Below are 19,238 nucleotides of genomic sequence, written 5' to 3'. Positions count from 1 at the left end.
GGCGGAAGAGGTCCATGAGCTGACGGGCAAGAACAAAACTCAACTGCAAGTCCTCACAAGCGTCGTAGCCCGCGCATGGGCGCGAAGCGCGGGATGCCGGGGCATCCCTGGAGAAGGTGGCCCGCAGGGCCTCATCCACCGCTATCGCGGTCCCCCTTCCCCAATGGGGAAGGCTTGGGCTCGTGTCTCTCGGCAAAACACGAGCGCAGCAAGCCGCGTGCCTTCCCCATTGCCTTCCCCTCTGGGGAAGGTGGCAGCCGCAGGCTGACGGATGAGGTTGGGGAAGGTGTCACCGCAGGCTGACGGATGAGGTCGGGCAAGCTGCGCCTTAACATGATATTTTTCTTGTTTTGCCGGGTCTTCTTTGATAAAATAAAAGCGAGTTTTGCAGGCAGGTCACGACTCTTGGAGCCGTGGCCTTTTTTGACGAAACGCCATTTACGAACAAACGAAAGGTAGGTTAGCTGGATTGGAGGAAAAGCTGAAACTTTACGGCTTCAACAACCTGACGAAATCCCTCAGTTTCAACATTTACGACATCTGTTACGCCAAGACACCGCGCGAACAGCAGGACTACATCAAATACATCGACGAGCAGTACAATTCCGAACGCCTCACGAAGATCCTCTCGAAAGTCACGGAGATGATCGGTGCGCGGATCCTCAACATCGCCAAACAGGACTACGACCCGCAGGGCGCGAGCGTCACGATGCTCATCGCCGAGGAAGAAGCCGTGACCTCGGGGCGCAAGAAGCCCGTAGAGTCCGCCATCCTCGGCGACACCATTCTCGCGCATCTCGACAAGAGTCACGTCACGGTGCACACATACCCGGAATTCCACCCAGAGACGAGCATCGCGACGTTCCGCGTCGACATCGACGTCGCCACCTGCGGCGAGATCTCGCCGCTCAAGACGCTCGACTACATGATCGCGCAGTTCGACTCTGACATCATCACGATGGACTACCGCGTGCGCGGCTTCACGCGCGACCTGCACGGCCGCAAGCTCTTCATGGACTCCAAGATGACATCCATCCAGCAGTTCATCGAGCCCGCGACCCTCGACCGCTACGACGCCGTGGACATCAACCTCTACCAGGCCAATCTCTACCACACACGCATGCTCATCAAGGAGCTGCCGCTCCAGAATTACCTCTTCAACACCGACATCTACGAGATCCCGCCCCGCGAGCGCCTCGCCATCAGCAACAGCCTGCGCCGCGAGATGATCGAGATCTTCAGCGGCCGCAACGTCTACTGAGCAATTGCCCTTCCATCAGCCCGTCGGCTGCCACTTTCCCAACCTCATCCGTCACCTTCGGTGACACCTTCCCCAGAGGGGAAGGCTGTGGGGAAAGCTGTCGCTTGCTGGGCTCAGGCGTTTATTGAGAAATCTGCCTTGAAGCAGAGCTTCCCCTTTGGGGGGGCTCCGCAGGAGCGGGATGCCAGTGGCATCCCCGGGCGTGGCCCATAGGGCCGATAGGGGGACCTGCTGGTTGCTGCTTTGCTATTCGATGAAAAACGAACCTTGAGATATCGTTTTCATCAAGCCAATATGACATAGCGAGCAATCGCCCCTTCAGACGGCTGCGCCGCCAGCTTCCCCGACCTCATCCGCCAGCCTGCGGGCCACCTCCCCAGAGGGGAAGGCTTAGCTTCCCCCTTCGGGGGAAGTGGCCCGCAGGGCCGATAGGGGAGCCTGCAGGCAATCTCTTCGTTGCGCACTGAAAGGCGGATCTTAAATTCCGTTTTCAGCGTGCCGACACCAGGCTGCGAGCAGTCGCCCCTTCCGTCAGCCTGCGGCTGCCACCTTCCCCAGAGGGGAAGGCTTAGCTTCCCCCTTTGGGGGGGCTCCGCAGGAGCGGGATGCCAGTGGCATCCCCGGGCGTGGCCCGCAGGGCCGATAGGGGAACTTGCAGGCAAAAGTCATGCCGCACGCTGAAATGCGAACCTTGAGGTCCTGGTTTCAGCGTGTTCAAACCGTCAATCGTAGCCGTTCTTTTCATTCTATCCAAAGGAAGTGAACCCAATTGGACCATTACCTTTCGCAGGACCGGGCACCCGTCCTTGAAGCCCTCGAACGCATGAAACGCGCGCGCCTCGTACCCTTTGACGTACCGGGCCATAAACGCGGCCGCGGCAACCCCGAACTCCGGGACTTCCTCGGCCCAAAATGCCTCGACGTCGATGTCAACTCCATGAAGATGCTCGACAACCTCTGCCATCCCGTCTCCGTCATCAAAGACGCCGAAACCCTCGCCGCCGAAGCCTTCCACGCCGCACACGCCTTCTTCATGGTCGGCGGCACCACCTCGGCCGTCCAGGCCATGGTCCTTACGGCCGTCGGCCGCGGCGACAAGATCATCATGCCGCGCAACGTCCACCGCAGCGCCATCAACGCCCTCATTCTCTGCGGCGCCATCCCCGTCTACGTCAACCCGCAGATGGACCACACTCTCGGCATCTCGCTCGGCATGCGCGTGGAGGAGGTGGAGGAGGCCATCCGCCGCCATCCCGACGCCAAAGCCGTCCTCGTCAACAACCCGACCTATTACGGCATCTGCTCGAACCTCCGGGCCATCGTCAGCCTTGCACACGCCCACGGCATGATGGTCCTCGCGGACGAAGCCCACGGCACCCATTTCTACTTCCACGACGACCTGCCCATCTCCGCCATGGACGCCGGCGCCGACATGGCCGCCATCAGCATGCACAAATCCGGCGGCTCCCTCACGCAGAGCTCCATGCTCTTATGCGGCCCGAACGTCAACGCCGGCTACGTCCACCAGATCATCAACATCACGCAGACGACGAGCGGCTCGTACCTCCTCATGTCCAGCCTCGACATCAGCCGCCGCAACCTCGCGCTGCATGGCCGCGAGATCTTCGACAAAGTCATCCGCCTCGTCGAATACGCGCGCGACGAGATCAACACCATCGGCGACTACTACGCCTACAGCAAAGAACTCGTGAACGGCGACTCCATCTACGACTTCGACATCACGAAACTCTCCATCTTCACGCGCCCCGTTGGCCTCGCCGGCATCGAAGTCTACGACCTCCTGCGCGACGAATACGACATCCAGACCGAATTCGGCGACATCGCCAACCTCCTCGCGTACGTCTCCGTCGGCGACCGCCCCAAGGACATCGAACGCCTCGTCGCCGCCCTCGCCGAGATCCGCCGCAACTACCGCAAGGACTCCTCGAAAATGCTCAAAGCCGAATACATCGAGCCCGAAGTCGTCCACGGCCCGCAGGAAGCCTTCTACGCCGAAAAAGAAGCCCTGCCCATCGAAAAGACCGCCGGCCGCGTCTGCAGCGAATTCGTCATGTGCTACCCGCCCGGCATCCCCATCCTCGCTCCGGGCGAACGCATCACCGACGAAATCCTCACGTACATCCGCTACGCCAAGAAAAAAGGCTGCCAAATGACCGGCCCCGAAGACATGAACATCCAGTACCTCAACGTCATGAAGTAAGGCGGGAAAATGTGCCGCCAAGCGAAGCTTCCCCCTTCGGGGGGCTCCGCAGGAGCGGGATGCCGGTGGCATCCCCGGACATGGCCCGCAGGGCCGATAGGGGAGTCTGCAGGCAATCTCTTCGTTGCGCACTGAAAGGCGGATCTTAAGATTCCGTTTTCAGCGTGCCGACACTAGGCTGCGAGCAGTCGCCCCTTCCGCCAGCCTGCGGCTGCCACCTTCCCCAGAGGGGAAGGCTTAGCTTCCCCCTTTGGGGGGGCTCCGCAGGAGCGGGATGCCAGTGGCATCCCCGGGCGTGGCCCGCAGGGCCGATAGGGGAGCCTGCAGGCAATCCCTTTACCGCTATGTGAAAATCGAACGGAACGCTTACACTCTACGAAAGGAGCCCATATGGAACTCTGGTTCACCGAAAACCACACCAAAAACGTCAAACTCTCCATCAAAGTAGACCGCCAGCTCTACTCCGGCAAAAGCGAATTCCAGCGCATCGACATCTTCGACTCGCGCGAATTCGGCCGCTTCCTGACCCTTGACGGCTACATGATGCTCACCGAAAAAGACGAATTCATCTACCACGAAATGATCACGCACGTCCCCATGTGCGTCAACCCCGACGCCCGGCGCGTCCTCGTCATCGGCGGCGGCGACGGCGGCACCGTCCGCGAACTTTTGCGCTACCCGGCCATCGAACACATCGACCTCGTCGAGATCGACGAACTCGTCGTCGAAGTCTGCCGTAAATACCTGCCGCAGACCGCCGGCTGTCTCGGCGACCCGCGCCTCACCATCCACTACGAAGACGGCCTCAAATTCGTCCGCCACTGCGAAGACGCCTACGACCTCATCATCGTCGACTCGACCGACCCCTTCGGCCCGGGCGAAGGCCTTTTCACCAAGGAATTCTACGGCAACTGCTACAAGGCCCTGCACGACGACGGCATCATGGTCAACCAGCACGAAAGCCCCTTCTACACCCAGGACGCCTACGCCATGCAGCGCGCCCACAAACGCATCGTCGATTCCTTCCCCATAAGCCGCGTCTACCAGGCCCACATCCCGACTTACCCCTCGGGCCACTGGCTCTTCGGCTTTGCCTCGAAAAACCGCCACCCCGTCAAAGACGTCAACTGGGTCCGCTGGAACGCCCTCGGACTCAATACCCGTTACTACAACACCCAGCTGCACGCAGGCGCCTTCGCCCTGCCAAACTACGTAGAGGAGATGCTCCGCGATGTCGAACCAGAACCCATTGAACCGTAATATCGAAACCTTCCTCGGCTGCGAAACGGAATACGAAGCAAGCCGCATCGTCCTGTACGGCGCGCCCTTCGACTCGACCACATCCTACCGCCCCGGCACGCGCTTCGCGAGCCGCACGATGCGCGCCGAATCCTACGGCCTCGAAACCTACAGCCCGTATCAGGACATGGACCTTGAAGACGCCAAAATCTTCGACGGCGGCGACCTTGAACTCTGCTTCGGTGACACGCCGCGCGCGCTCAACGGTATCGAGGAATTTGCCAGGAGGGTGGTGGAGGACCATAAACTGCCGTTCCTCCTGGGCGGCGAACACCTCGTGACCCTGCCCGCCGTCAAAGCCGTCCACGCCGCCTATGACGACCTTTGCGTCATCCACTTTGACGCCCACACCGATCTGCGCGACGAATACCTCGGCAACCACCTCTCGCACGCCACCGTCATCCGCCGCCTCTGGGACCTCCTCGGCGACGGACGCATCCACCAGTTCGGTATAAGGAGCGGCGAACGCGCCGAATGGTACTGGAGCAGGGAGGGCCACACCCACATCCAGAAATTCAACTTCACGGGCCTCCAGGAAACCATCGCCGCACTCCGCGGACGCCCCGTCTACTTCACCATTGATCTTGACGTCCTGGACCCCTCGTGCTTCCCCGGCACCGGCACCCCCGAAGCCGGCGGCGTCACCTTCCAGGAACTCCTGCGCGCCGCACTCCAGGTCATCCGCGGCTGCAACATCGTCGGCTGCGACCTCGTCGAGCTCTCGCCGCCCCTCGACCCAAGCGGCGCCTCCACCGCCACCGCCCTCAAAATCCTGCGCGAAATGCTCCTCTGCCTCGAAAAGCCCTTCCTCAAACCCGAACAGCTCTGAGCCGGGGAGAGTGGGGGGGAAGATAGTTTGTGTATAGGGAGTAAAAATGGACAATATCATCATCTACAACACGGACGACGGCGCCGCCAGCGTCAAGCTCTACGCCAACGACGGCACGGTCTGGATGACACAGGCACAGATGGCCGAACTGTTCCAGTGTACCCGTCCGAACGTGAACGCACATCTCCAAACCATCTATAAAGATGGCGAATTGGACGAGAAGGCAACCTGTAAGAAATTCTTACAGGTTCGCCAAGAGGGAACACGTTCTGTAAAACGTGAACTGCCCTTTTACAGCCTCGATGCCATCCTCGCCGTCGGCTTCCGCGTCCGTTCCCCGCGCGGCACCCAATTCCGCCGCTGGGCGAACACGACACTCAAAGAATACCTGCAAAAAGGCTTCGTCATCGACGATGAACGCCTGAAGAACCCCGACGGCCGCCCGGACTACTTCGACGAACTCCTCGCGCGGATCCGCGACATCCGGGCCAGCGAAAAGCGCTTCTACCAGAAACTCCGCGACCTTTTCGCCCTTTCCTCCGACTACGACAAGACAGACCGCGCCACGCAGCTCTTCTTTGCCGAAGTCCAGAACAAACTCATCTACGGCGTGACCGGCCAGACCGCCGCCGACCTCATCATCGCGCGTGCCGACGCCGCCAGGCAGAACATGGCACTCACGTCCTGGAAGGGGAGCATCGTGCGCAAAAGCGACATCATCATCGCCAAGAACTACCTGACGGCAGACGAGATCGACACGCTCAACCGTCTCGTCACCATCTTCCTCGAAAGCGCCGAACTGCGCGCCAAAATGCGCAAAGACCTGACGCTCGCCTACTGGCGCGGCACCGTGGACAAGCTCCTCGAGGACCACGGCATTCCCATCCTTGCCGGCCGCGGCAGCCACTCCCATGACGAAATGGTCCGCTACGTCACGGACACCTACGTCGAATTCGACGCCCGCCGCAAGCAAGCCGAATCCCTGCAGGCCGACGCCGACGACTTCGCTGAACTCGAAAGAGAAATCCCCGAAATCAAGCACCGCAAGCCATAACAGCACCACAAGCAACAGCCCGCCCTGGTCCCCTGCCAAAGGCGGGCTGTTGCTATCCCCACAGGCAAGAGAAAGGTATAGAACAAAGGTTTGAATACACTGTTACAACTGCGCGTTCCCTCGCCGAAATGCCTTGCTATCGCTGCATTTTTGCCATATAATAAGATTCGTGTATACTATGAAAAATCACCAATGAGCGATAAGGGGGAATCACTCCATTGAATCCTACATATATCCATACGAAACAGCAGCAGCCATTCTTGCTGATCCGTGTTTGCAAAGGGGAGAGGTACCGAAGTGAATAGAAAATACATACGCTATCTGGCGCCGCTCGTCTTTGTCCTGGCCGACTACCTGGCCATCGTCGGGGCGGAAAAACTGGCCCTCTGGTGCCGCAACTGGAATGTCGTCTACACCATACCCGCTCAGTACATCTACCTCTGGGTGCCGCTCATCTTCTTCGTCTTCCTCGCACAGGCCCACGCCTACACGAAGATGCAGCCCATGCTCGACGCCGTCCGCAAAGGCTTTTGCGCCGTCGTATACGGCATCGTGAGCTGCATCATCCTGCTCTTCCTGTTCAAGGAAAGCATCGCGCTCTCGCGCATCTATGCCGGCCTGTTCTGCATCTTCGTCATCTTCTCCGTGCTCATCGTGCGCTACCTGCTGCGCCTCTTCCTCAAGAAAGCACACATCTTCTACGAGCCCGTCATCCTCATCGGCGCAGGCCGCACCGCCGAACGCGTCCTGCGCTTCTTTCAGGGCGACCTCGGCTACCGCTACGACATCACGGGCATCATCGACGACCACCCGATTTCCGAACGCATCTCACAAAAATTCCTGCTTTATGGTAAAATGAAAGACGCGGAGCACATCGTGCGCGACTCGGGCATCCAGAACGTCATCATCACGGCCCCGGGCCTCAAGAAAGAAGCCCTGCAGGACCTCATCCAGAAGATTCAGCCCTACGTGCGCAACATCTCCTTCGTGCCCGACCTCATCGGCACCCCGATGGCCGGCATCGAGACACAGACCCTCTTCAGCGAAGAGATCCTCATGCTCACGATGAAAAACAACCTCGCGAGCCGCCGCAACCGCGCCATCAAGCGCGTGTTCGACCTCGTCTGCACCATCTGCGGCAGCATCGCCATCTTGCCGATCCTTATGGGCCTCGTCCTCGTCGTCGCCATCAACAACAAAGGCCACGTCATCTTCGCGCACCAGCGCGTCGGCAAGAACGGCCGGCTCTTCCCGTGCTACAAGTTCCAGACCATGATCCCAAACGCTCAGCAGGCCCTCGAGAAATATCTTGCCGAGAACCCCGAGGCCCGCAAGGAATGGGAAGCCAACTTCAAGCTCGAGCACGACCCGCGCGTCACGAAGCTCGGCGCCTTCCTGCGCAAGACCAGCCTCGACGAGCTCCCGCAGCTCTGGAACGTCGTCCGCGGCGACATGAGCCTCGTCGGCCCGCGGCCCATCGTCACAGCCGAGATCGAGCGCTACGGCGAATACTTCCGCGAGTACAGCATGGTCCTGCCCGGCATCACCGGCATGTGGCAGGCCAGCGGCCGCAGCGACACCACCTACGAAGAACGCGTCGCCATGGACACCTGGTACGTCCGCAACTGGTCCGTCTGGATCGACCTTATGTACCTCGTAAAGACCGTCAAGGCCGTATTCTTCGGGAAGGGTGCATATTAAAAAGCAGGCATTGGAGGATTCAACGTTGGAAAACAGGCAATACGACATTTCTTTTATTATACTTACATGGAACTCAGAAAAATATATCGAAAAATGCCTGCAATCGATTGATACAATCAAAGCGCTCAGTACCAAGATTTATGTTATCGATAATGGCTCACAAGATGGTACCCTGTCTGCGTTAGAACGGATAAAAGGACAATTGATACATGCCAGTCTTGAAATCATTCGTTTATCCATCAACAGAGGAACTACTGTCAGCAGGAATATGGGGTTAAAAAAAGCTTGTGAGAATTCCAGATATATTTGTGTCCTGGATTCTGACACAATCGTCAATGAAGCGGCTATAATGCAAGTGGCGGGAATTCTTGCCAGTGATCCGACAATCGGGATAATTGGCCCGGTTTTAAAAGGACTGGATGCAAGTATTCAGAACTCGGGACGGGCAATTCCAACGCTTTCTTTGAAAGTGTTGAAGGTACTGCCGTTAAAAAACTTGAGAGAAAGAGGGGCTGCGAAAGAACAGATTCCCAAAATACAAGATGTGACGAATGTAGGGTATTTGATGTCCGCCTGCTGGATGATGCAGGCCAGCCTTGTCAAAAAAATTGGCCTTTTAGATGAAAATATATTTTATGCCCCTGAAGATGTAGAATACTGTATGAGGGCGTGGAAACATGGGTATCGAGTGTGCTATGCGAAAAATGTTTCAATTATCCATGCGTGGCAGAGATTGTCCAGGAAAAAGGTATTTAGCAAACACAATTGGGAACATATAAGAGGGTTGCTTTATCTCTTCCATCGATATCATTGTTATTTCAATAAACCGGATTATGTTCATTACAAAAACTAAGGAGAATAGAATGAAAGTCTTTTTTGTGAATCCACCATTCAAAGCAGAATATGGCAAATTTTCTCGAGAAAATCGCAGCCCGGCGTTGACTCGCAGTGGCACACTCTATTATCCACTTTGGCTGATCTATGCAGCAGCTGTTTGCCAAAAGAACGGATTCGATGTAGAATTCCTAGATGCGCCCGCAACTCCTTTAAATGCCGCTCAATCCATGGATTTTATTCAAAAACATGGAGAAGGTACGAAATTATTTGTATTTGAAACCAGTACGCCATCTTTGTACAGTGATGTGAAATTCATTGAAGAGGTAAAGAAAGCTTATCCTGAAGCTGTTACCTTGCTGGTAGGTACTCATCCTTCGGCGTTACCAGTAGAAACGTTGGGCCTTAGCAACAGTATAGATGCCATTTGCCGCCATGAATTTGACTATATCGTGAGAGATGTAGCCTGCCGGATTCGTGATGGGAAAGACTATCGGGATGTATTGGGCTTGACCTATCGGGATAAAGAGGGAGCGATTAAATCGAACCCCGATATGCCTTATATTGAGGATCTTGATGAAATCCCCTTTGCGTCTAAATTCATCAAAGAATATTTGAATTACAAGGACTATTTCTTTGGTGCTTCTTATTATCCTGAAATCCAGATTTTTACCGGCCGAGGCTGTCTGGCACATTGCAATTTCTGCGTTTATCCTCAGACCCTTCATGGACATAAGTACAGGTTGCGTTCTGCACAAAATGTAGTCGCTGAGTTCCAGTATATTGCGGATAATTTTCCTGATGTGAAGGAAATCGTTATCGAAGATGATACATTTACAGGAAACATCAAGCGAGTGCGAGATATTTGTCAGTTGTTGATTGATAAAGGCCTTTCTAAACGTATGACCTGGCTTTGCAATGCCCGAGTAAACTTGGATTATGATACCATGGTCATTATGAAAAAAGCTGGTTGTCGGTTGATCATCCCCGGCATTGAAAGTGGCAGCGACCAGATTTTGAGGAATATCAAAAAAGGTACGAATCTGGATTTGATTCGGAAGTACATCAAGAATGCAAAAAAAGCTGGCTTATTGGTTCATGCCTGCTATATGGTAGGAAACGAGGGCGAAACCAAAGAGACGATGCAGGAGACCTTGAAGTTGGCATTCGAACTGAATACAGATACCATGCAGTTCTACCCGTTGCTCCCGTTCCCGGGAACCGAGGCATATGCATGGGCTAAGAAGAACGGATATATCAACGGAAAATATGATGAATATGTCAAAGAAGATGGGACAATCAACTGCGTCTTGAATCTTCCTGGCATCAGTGGAGAAGAGATGGTGCGATTCTGCGATGACGCTCGTAAGAAATACTATTTACGTCCTCAATATATCATGCATCGGTTATGGATGGGATTTAAAGATCCTCGAGATTTAAAACGTTCACTGAAAGCATTTTTGAAGATTAAGAAATTCTTATTTAAATAAAATGGAGAATATGAAGAACTTACCTAAAGTCACTATAGCGATGGCTGTTTACAAACCTAACCTGAAATTTTTCCGGCAGCAATTGGAATCCATCAACAAGCAGGACTATGACCATATAAATCTTCTTATTTGGAATGACAGCCCTCATGAATTTCATTGTGACGAGATTGTTTCCAAATATATCACTAAATTTCCTTACCGAATATTGGACAATGGACAAAACAATGGAGTGACTCAGGCATTTGCCTATTTAACAGAAGCTGCCGAGGGGAAATACATCGCTTATTGTGACCAGGATGATATTTGGAAAGAGAACAAGATTTCAGTTACAGTTGCTTTTATGGAAGGGTATCCGGAATGTTCCTGTTGCCATTGTGAATGTCAGTTGATTGATGATCATAATCATGTGGTTAAAGAACATTATTATCCTGCAGGATTAGATATCCTTAATGACATAGAATATCAAAAAGGAACTTTTTTAGTGAAAAATTGGAATATAGGATGTGCAATGGCAATGCCTATTTCGATCGCAAAAGCAGCACTACCGTTTCCCAACATGGTATTTCATGACCAGTGGTTGGAAATGTTTGCTTTAACAAAAGGCAAATTTTTCTATATGCAGGACTCTTTATTACAGCATCGTATTCATGGCACTAATAATAGTCAAACATTGCATGGAGTAAAGACAAAGTCTGATTATTATCGATTGAAATTAAACAAAGAAAAAGCGTTGTTTGTCTTTCTTCAAAATCATTTATCTTATTGGAAAGACTATCAAAAAGAAGGCATGTGGATTGAAGCAAGAGTAGCCTATGCTAAATATCCTGGGCTCAAAACTTTTTTCCGTATGTGTCAGTTTATTAAAGTCCGACCTGGTGTTACATTATTTGAATTACTGATGCCATTTATTCCCCACTGGATGTTTTCTAAAATATTAAGTATTATTCGAGAAGAAGTACGGAAGTTTGGTATAAGGTGATTAGGAGTTAATATGAAGATTTCATTCGTACTGCCTGGGGTTTCAAGAGTTCCAGTAGGCGGCTATAAAATGATCTTTGAATATGCAAATAGACTTTGTAGACGTGGACATGACATTACGCTGATTTTTCATTGTTTTTCAGGAATGAACAGGAATCAGCACATTCCTAAATTTGTAAAACTATTATATTATTATTTTGGAGCATATTATTTTCCTACTTGGTTCACCCTTGATTCTCGTATACATAAGATTTGTAAATATAAAAAATTAATAGATTCAGAACTTCCGGATGGAGACGTTATTTGTGCAACAGCAATTGATACTGCATACGAGGTTGCAGAAACAGCGTCATCAAAAGGAAAAAAAGTTTACTTTATCCAAGACTATGAAAATTGGAATGGATGGACTGATGATAAAGTAAGAAAATCGTATTGTCTTGGAATGAAAAATATTGTCATTGCAAAGTGGCTGCAGAAAATTGTAAAATCTGCGGGTGCAGATTCGATCTTAATTCCAAATGGAATAGATTTTAAGGTCTTCGATGTAGATATACCAATTTCTCAACGTACGAAGCCAATTATTTCCATGCTTTATCATAAGGATGAGCATAAGGGATCAAAATATGGGATAGAGGCTTTACGTAGATTAAAAACGAAATATCCAGCCTTACAAGCAATATTGTTTGGTACTCCGGCAAGGCCCAAGGATCTTCCTGACTGGATTCAATATATCCAAAATGCTACACAGGAGCAACTTCGTAAAATCTATAATCAATCACTAATCTATCTCTGCCCATCAATAAAAGAAGGATTTGGACTTACGGGGGCAGAAGCTATGGCTTGCGGAGCTGCTTATGTTGCTAGTGATTACGGTGGGGTACATGAATATACAGTGGAAGGAAGAAATGTATTACTCTCAGCACCTAAAGATGTAGATGGATTAATCAACAATATATCGCGGTTATTTGATGATGAAAAAAAAAGGATCCAACTGGCTGAGAATGGGTATAAGGATATAAAGGTATTAAACTGGGATGACTCTGTAATACAGTTTGAGAATGTTATTAAAGAAATTTTATGATTTTAAATTTTACTGTATATTATTTTGAATATCTTATTTTAGAATCTATACTTATCAAGAATTTTCTCTAATAGGAATTTTATAAGTATTTTCAAGGGGAGTTTTTTATGTGCGTGGACTTTTTTAAGACAATAGTCACGAGAGTCATTATTTTTTTTGAGCACTTATTTTTATTGTTACCAATAGATAAAAAAAAGATTCTTTTTTATCCAACTAATGGGCACTACTATTGCAATTTAAAATATATTGATAAAAAAATAGCTGTTGAAAATGAGAAAATAAAGATAATTTGGGTAAAACGAAGAGCAGACGATGATTCTTATCCTAATGATATTTCTTTTTGTAACTATCATGATATAAAGTTTTTATATCATTTTTTCACATCTTCTATAATTATTTTTAATAACAATCTTCCTGTATGGGTGTTTAAACGTCACGGTCAAATATTTATCAATACTTGGCATGGCGGTGGAGCATATAAAAAGATAGATAAAGGATTCAGCAAAATTCCTAATCAATGGAAAAAGAAACGTATCTATCGTATCGTGAACTCGATTGATTATGTGGTTAGCTCTTGTAAAAGATTTTCTTATGTCTTTGAAAAGGACATAGGTAGTTCGATGAAATTTTTGCCATTTGGAATGCCTAGGAATGATATTTTTTTTGATGCAAATCAGATGCAGCATGCTGTTGATCTGGTACGGGAAAAATATCGGATACAACCAGATAAAGGAATTGTTTTATATGCGCCTACTTTTAGAGACAATGGTATGAGGATAGATTTAGATGTAAATAGATTGTTATCTTCATTACAGTTACGATTTAAAAAATCATTTATACTCCTTGTTCGCAGTCATCCACATTTGGCAAAGGATATTTTTTCTAAAGTACAGAGACGGGATGAAGTTATAGATGTAAGTAAGTATGTCGATATGCAGGAGCTTTTAGCAGCTGCTGATGTTCTTATTACAGATTATTCGTCGAGTATATGGGATTTTTCTTTTACAGGCCGGCCTTGTTTTATTTATGCTAATGATTTGTCTAGTTACAAAAAAGAAAGGAATTTTCACACTCCTATTGATGAATGGCCTTTTCCATTAGCAGAAAATAACGAAGAAATGGTTCGAAACATAGAGAACTTTAATTCTGATATATACAAAGAACGTATATTTGAACATCATAGAGCATTGGGATCTTATGAAAACGGAACTGCATCTGAGCAGATTGGTCGTTTAATTAAGGCAATATGCTATAAAAATGAAAAAAATTCTGGAGAAAAATAAAGGATTGATTAGATGAATATAGCTATTCTAATTGCAGGTGGATCTGGTAAACGTATGGGCCAAGATATCCCAAAACAGTTTATCAATGTATATGATAAGCCAATATTACTTTATACGTTGGAGAGTTTTGAAAGACATCCTCAGATTGATGCTATTGAGGTTGTCTGCCTTGATGGATGGCATGATGTACTTCGTGCCTATGCACGGCAATTCAATATCTCTAAATTAAAATGGATTATATCAGGTGGTGTTTCTGGCCAGGAATCTATCCGAAACGGAGTTTATAACTTAGAAGGAAAAGTACAGCCGGATGATATTATTGTAATCCATGATGGCATTCGTCCTTTAGTTGATGATACTGTTTTGACAGATGTCTTACTTAAGGCACAGAAGTATGGTAATGCAGTTACTTCTATGCCATATAATGAGCAGATTTTCATCATTAATCCAGATGACAATACCACTACTAAGCAATATATCCCGAGAGAGACTTTACGGCGCGTATCTACGCCACAGGCATACCGTTTTGATCTTTTGGACGAGAAATATCATGAGGCATTTGAAAAGGAAATCGGCATCTATGGATCTTCATATACGAATACTATGATGGTTGAGTTGGGCGTAACATTGCATTTTGCTGCTGGATCAGATAAGAATATCAAGCTGACGACAAAAGATGACTTAGAACTTTTTAAAGCGTATTTAAAAGCAGATAAAGATACTTGGTTGAAATGAGGAATGCGGAATGGATATACATGAACATCCGTTGTATAAAGAAGATGTCAAACGAGTAGCAGAACTCTCATTGCCTTGGGAAAAAATCCAGGATGCTTCAATACTTATTTCTGGAGCTACTGGATTAATTGGTTCTTTTTTGATAGATGTACTCATGTGGCGTAATACCTATAAAAAAGCAAACTGTAAGGTTTTTGCATTGGGACGGAGTGAAGAGAAAGCCAAGAGACGCTTTGCTTATTATAAGAATTCTTCGCTTTTTCATTTCCTTTCGCATGATATCAATGAACCATTGCATTTGCAAAACAATGAAAGAATCGAATATGTTCTTCATTTAGCTAGTAACACACATCCCGTTGCTTATGCTACAGATCCTATTGGAACGATTACAACCAATATTATTGGCCTAAAAAATATGCTTGATTTCGGCGTCCATCATCATACAAAACGATTTGCTTTTGCTTCATCTAATGAAATTTATGGGGAAAATCGAGGGGATCAGGAACTCTTTGATGAGCATTATTGCGGGTATATTGATTGCAACACTTTACGGGCTGGATACCCTGAGAGCAAACGTTGTGGAGAAGCGTTATGCCAGGCGTATATGAAACAAAAAGGCCTTGATGTTGTAATTCCTCGACTTACTCGTTCTTATGGGCCTACTATGTTGGAAAGCGACACGAAGGCTATCAGTCAGTTTATAAAAAAAGCTATTGCTAGTGAAGATATTGTTTTAAAAAGTGCGGGTAATCAGTATTATTCATATACATATGTAGCAGATGCTGTTTCTGGACTTTTAACTGTTCTACTTTTGGGCAAATCAGGAGAAGCCTATAATATCGCAGATCAACACTCAGATATCACGTTGAAAGACCTGGCAGCTACTCTTGCAAAGATTGCAGGAACAAAAGTAATTTTTGAGATACCAGATGCTACTGAAAAAGCAGGATATAGCAAAGCTACAAAAGCAAGATTAGATGGAAAAAAAATGCGCAGGTTAGGATGGATGCCATTTTATAATATAAAAACAGGCATTCAAGTAACAATGCAAGTTTTGATGGAATTAAAATAAAAAAGATAAAGATATTATTTGTATCTATATAAATCATTTTATAATACTAATTATTGTACGTATGAATACACTAATTTTAGTGATAGATAAGGAAGGGGGCGATATATTTGTTTTATTCTATTATTATTCCTGTATACAATAATGAGGTTTCAGACGTAAGACGATGTCTTGATAGCTTTTATCGAAGTAGTTTCAATGACTTTGAAATACTGGTAATGGACGATGGAAGTAAAAAAGAATGTGCCCGTACGTTAGATCAAATCATTATAGAATATCCGCATACAAGCGTCTATCATTTAGCTCATGGTGGTGCAGCAAGAACACGAAATGAAGGGATTCACCGTGCAAAAGGAACATATATATGCTTTGCGGATGCTGATGATATGGTCACACGACAATTCCTTCTTGACCTTGCTAAACTGAAAAAATATGCATGTGATTATGATGTCGTATATGGCCTGGTTCACTATGTAAAACAAGGAACAGAACGAGAAGAAAATCCTCATATCGATTCCTTGGAGCTGAAAAAAATAGATGCGAAAGGATATTGTGAGCTGTATCGTCATATGTTCGACTTGGGATCTCCACTTTATAGGAAGGATAATGGCTATGTCAGTCGTGGTCCTGTGGCACGTATCGTGAAACGCGAACTGGCAGAAAAGCATCTTTTTAAGTCTGAGCTGGTCTTGGGTGAAGATGAACTTTGGAACCTGGATCTCCTTGAGGCTACGGATAAGCTGGCTGTTGTGTATCACGAATGGTATCTGTATATAGAGAACCTGATGTCGACGAGCCGTAAACCAAATCCAGATTTTATCGGGCAGCATAGAGACCTTTTGGTCTCTATGCTGCCCTACATGCAAAAACATGAGGGCAGCTTAGAGGGCGCTTTTGCCAATCGGGTCTTTGAATCACTGCACGCGATCATCAACGGATATTATTTAACACCACTCGAAAAAGAAGGATTTTTGAAGAGCATGAGGGAGTTTAATCAAATGGTGAAAAATTATCCATATACATTAATTACGTATAAATATGCAAATCGGGGGGGGGTGAAAACCCTTATTAAGTTTGCCTTGATGAAGGCGGGTTGTCTACTTACAGTATACAAATTAAAACGTATAATGCTAAAGCGGTAAGATGATCTATTCCTGCCGTTTTGGCGGGAGAGAATAGATGAATAAAAAAAAACAACTGTTAGAAACGCCATTAGTTTCTGTTATCGTTCCTATATACAATGTCGAGGAATATTTATCAAAATGTTTGGATAGTTTAATACAACAAATATATAAAAATATTGAGATTGTTCTGGTGGATGATGGAAGTCAGGATGACAGTATATCGATTTGCAAACAATACGCAGCAAGAGATTTGCGAATACAGCTCATTACGCAAGAGAATGCCGGAGTTACATCGGCTAGGATGAATGGCTTTCTTCATGCGCATGGAGACTGGATCATGTTCGTTGATGCGGATGATTATGTTTCAACGCATATCATAAACTTGATGGTGCAGGCACAGCAGACATATCAGGTAGACATGGTTTCTTGTCAATATTATGATGTGATAGACGGACAAGAAGTTCCTTCCCTTATTCGCCCTAACCCCGGCTACTATAATCAAGAGAAGATTCGAGAACTTTTAGCGAGTAATTTTCTTTATGATAAACATACAGAATGGGCAGGCGTGACGGGATATCTTTGGACAAGACTTTTCAAGAGATGCTTTGTACAAGCGGCATTGGAAGCTGGAAAAGGTCTTGTCCATAGTGAAGATCAAATTGGAATGTTTAAGGTGTTGTATAGTATAAATAGCATGTATGTTATGCAAGCGCCGTTATATTATTACGTGGTACGGCAAGGACAAGCAACGAGAAGTTATAACGCCGTATATTGGAAAAATTTTGAATTATTTTTTAAGCGCTTGCAAGAGATCGATCAAAAAGGTTATCTTAAGAAGCAAATACCAAATCGTGCCATGATGATCTTGAAAAGCTTGATAAAAATGGAGTTTACTAACGATAAACTTTCTGTTTTTCAACGATACCGTTCTGTTAAGAAAAATTTTTCAAATGATTTATGTTTATTAGGAAAAGATGCAGATATTTCTGCAATGGGGCGGAAGACGCGACTTCAATATTACTTAGTGATGCATCGAGCATTTTTCGTATATGGGGCTTTTATTTATTTGAATAGACTTTTGAAGCAATTAGTCAAATGAAAAGTATAATATTTTCTGTTTGTGCTTTTGACGAAAGTAATGAGAAATGGAGTTTAAAATGAGTTTTAATGCTAAAGAAGAACGTATATATGATTTATTTAATAGAAAGACATATGCTATACCAAGAAATCAAAGACGATATGTATGGGGCAGAACGAATTGGCAAGAACTCTTTAATGATGTATTATACCGAGAACGTAAAGAAGATTATTCACATTTCATTGGCAGTATTGTATTGAAAAAGGGGGAGATAAAAGATGGCGTTCCTACATTCACAATTATAGACGGTCAACAGCGAATAATGACTATTTCTATTTTTTTGGTTAGTATTATGTATTTGATGAAAAAATATAATGAAATGAATGATTTTAATGGTACAAAGCCATATGTGATTACAACCAATGAAAGCAACAAAGAAGTCGTGGTTTTGGATGCTGAAAATAATAGATCATATGAAAAAATAGTACGGCACTTGATGGAAGAAACATCAGAATCATTACAAAATAATACTCTTACATATTTTTTAGAAAAACCATCAATTTCCATAGATAAAAATATAGTTGCAGCTTTTAAGTTTTTTATATATGAAATAGAGAAATATAGTTCTGGGGATGAAGACAAAATTATTTTTTTAAGAAAGGCTGTTAGAGATATCGAGTTTATAAATATTACTGCAACATCAGAAGAGGATTCTTATACTATATTTGAAATATTAAACGCCAGAGGGTTAGATTTAGAAGATCATGAACTCTTGAAAAATTATATTATGCGCTATATAGAACCAGAAACTACAAGGGATCAAGCAAAACAAGAGTGGATGTTAATTGAGCAAAAGCTTGGGAATACGAATTTAAAAAAATTCATTCGTCATTATACAATACATAGATATGGAACACAAAGAAGTAAAGGCGACAAGATATCTGATTATAAAATTATACAAAAGAATAATAAACAACATGATACACAGTACCTTTTAGATGATATTGTAAAAAAATCGGAATACTATTTAATGTTGGCTTCTCCTAATTTTGACGGCGATAATAAAAATTGCTCTAACCTTGAATATAAGATATTTAATTTCTTTAAAAAAAGAAGACAAGAACAAATGAGGCCATTATTATTAACGCTTATTACTAATCACTCAAACTTCGCAGTTACTAAAACACTGATTTATTTTTAG

The 19,238-nt window shown here is 46.4% G+C and carries 16 protein-coding genes; all 16 read left to right on the top strand.

Features of this window, described 5'->3' with window-relative positions:
• Positions 1-469: 469 nt before the first annotated feature.
• The 16 genes from speD to DWX75_RS10225 all read left to right on the top strand — a co-directional run bounded on the left by speD (position 470) and on the right by DWX75_RS10225 (position 19,238).
• Entirely contained in the window at positions 470-1,261 is a 792-nt protein-coding gene (gene speD, locus DWX75_RS10300) for an adenosylmethionine decarboxylase (protein WP_118016231.1), read from the top strand.
• A gap of 769 nt (positions 1,262-2,030) precedes the next feature.
• Entirely contained in the window at positions 2,031-3,482 is a 1,452-nt protein-coding gene (locus tag DWX75_RS10295; protein ID WP_118016230.1) for an aminotransferase class I/II-fold pyridoxal phosphate-dependent enzyme, read from the top strand.
• Positions 3,483-3,872: 390 nt separating this feature from the next.
• Positions 3,873-4,742, top strand: coding sequence for a polyamine aminopropyltransferase (gene speE / locus DWX75_RS10290; RefSeq protein ID WP_118016229.1), 870 nt, complete (start codon positions 3,873-3,875; stop codon positions 4,740-4,742).
• Positions 4,714-5,610, top strand: a complete 897-nt coding sequence (gene speB / locus DWX75_RS10285; protein ID WP_118016228.1) for an agmatinase — start codon at positions 4,714-4,716, stop codon at positions 5,608-5,610. The genes speE and speB overlap by 29 nt, the downstream gene beginning before the upstream one ends.
• A 172-nt stretch (positions 5,611-5,782) precedes the next feature.
• Entirely contained in the window at positions 5,783-6,664 is an 882-nt protein-coding gene (locus DWX75_RS10280; RefSeq protein ID WP_199497594.1) for a virulence RhuM family protein, read from the top strand.
• 297 nt (positions 6,665-6,961) lie between these two features.
• Complete coding sequence (gene wbaP, locus DWX75_RS10275; protein ID WP_118016226.1) at positions 6,962-8,365, top strand: undecaprenyl-phosphate galactose phosphotransferase WbaP; 1,404 nt, start codon at positions 6,962-6,964, stop codon at positions 8,363-8,365.
• Between the two features lie 25 nt (positions 8,366-8,390).
• Positions 8,391-9,218 (top strand): glycosyltransferase family 2 protein, encoded by an 828-nt coding sequence (locus DWX75_RS10270; protein ID WP_158558793.1) that lies wholly within the window; start codon positions 8,391-8,393, stop codon positions 9,216-9,218.
• Positions 9,219-9,228: 10 nt separating this feature from the next.
• Positions 9,229-10,689, top strand: a complete 1,461-nt coding sequence (locus tag DWX75_RS10265; RefSeq protein ID WP_118016224.1) for a radical SAM protein — start codon at positions 9,229-9,231, stop codon at positions 10,687-10,689.
• A gap of 10 nt (positions 10,690-10,699) precedes the next feature.
• Positions 10,700-11,668 (top strand): glycosyltransferase, encoded by a 969-nt coding sequence (locus DWX75_RS10260; RefSeq protein WP_158558792.1) that lies wholly within the window; start codon positions 10,700-10,702, stop codon positions 11,666-11,668.
• 12 nt (positions 11,669-11,680) lie between these two features.
• Positions 11,681-12,748: a glycosyltransferase family 4 protein gene (locus DWX75_RS10255; protein WP_118016222.1), complete on the top strand. Its 1,068-nt coding sequence runs from the start codon at positions 11,681-11,683 to the stop codon at positions 12,746-12,748.
• Positions 12,749-12,861: 113 nt separating this feature from the next.
• Positions 12,862-14,031, top strand: a complete 1,170-nt coding sequence (locus tag DWX75_RS10250; RefSeq protein WP_158558791.1) for a CDP-glycerol glycerophosphotransferase family protein — start codon at positions 12,862-12,864, stop codon at positions 14,029-14,031.
• 12 nt (positions 14,032-14,043) lie between these two features.
• Positions 14,044-14,766: a 2-C-methyl-D-erythritol 4-phosphate cytidylyltransferase gene (locus tag DWX75_RS10245; protein ID WP_118016220.1), complete on the top strand. Its 723-nt coding sequence runs from the start codon at positions 14,044-14,046 to the stop codon at positions 14,764-14,766.
• 10 nt (positions 14,767-14,776) lie between these two features.
• The gene (locus DWX75_RS10240) at positions 14,777-15,838 is read left to right on the top strand and encodes an NAD(P)-dependent oxidoreductase (protein WP_118016219.1); all 1,062 of its coding nucleotides are present in this window, start codon (positions 14,777-14,779) and stop codon (positions 15,836-15,838) included.
• Between the two features lie 107 nt (positions 15,839-15,945).
• The gene (locus DWX75_RS10235; RefSeq protein WP_158558790.1) at positions 15,946-16,977 is read left to right on the top strand and encodes a glycosyltransferase family A protein; all 1,032 of its coding nucleotides are present in this window, start codon (positions 15,946-15,948) and stop codon (positions 16,975-16,977) included.
• A gap of 37 nt (positions 16,978-17,014) precedes the next feature.
• Entirely contained in the window at positions 17,015-18,058 is a 1,044-nt protein-coding gene (locus DWX75_RS10230) for a glycosyltransferase family 2 protein (RefSeq protein ID WP_118016217.1), read from the top strand.
• 46 nt (positions 18,059-18,104) lie between these two features.
• The gene (locus tag DWX75_RS10225; protein ID WP_118016216.1) at positions 18,105-19,238 is read left to right on the top strand and encodes a DUF262 domain-containing protein; all 1,134 of its coding nucleotides are present in this window, start codon (positions 18,105-18,107) and stop codon (positions 19,236-19,238) included.

Source organism: Mitsuokella sp. AF21-1AC, from assembly GCF_003458855.1.
Taxonomy (GTDB): Bacteria; Bacillota; Negativicutes; order Selenomonadales; family Selenomonadaceae; genus Mitsuokella.
This window is presented reverse-complemented; position numbering and strand designations above follow the sequence as displayed.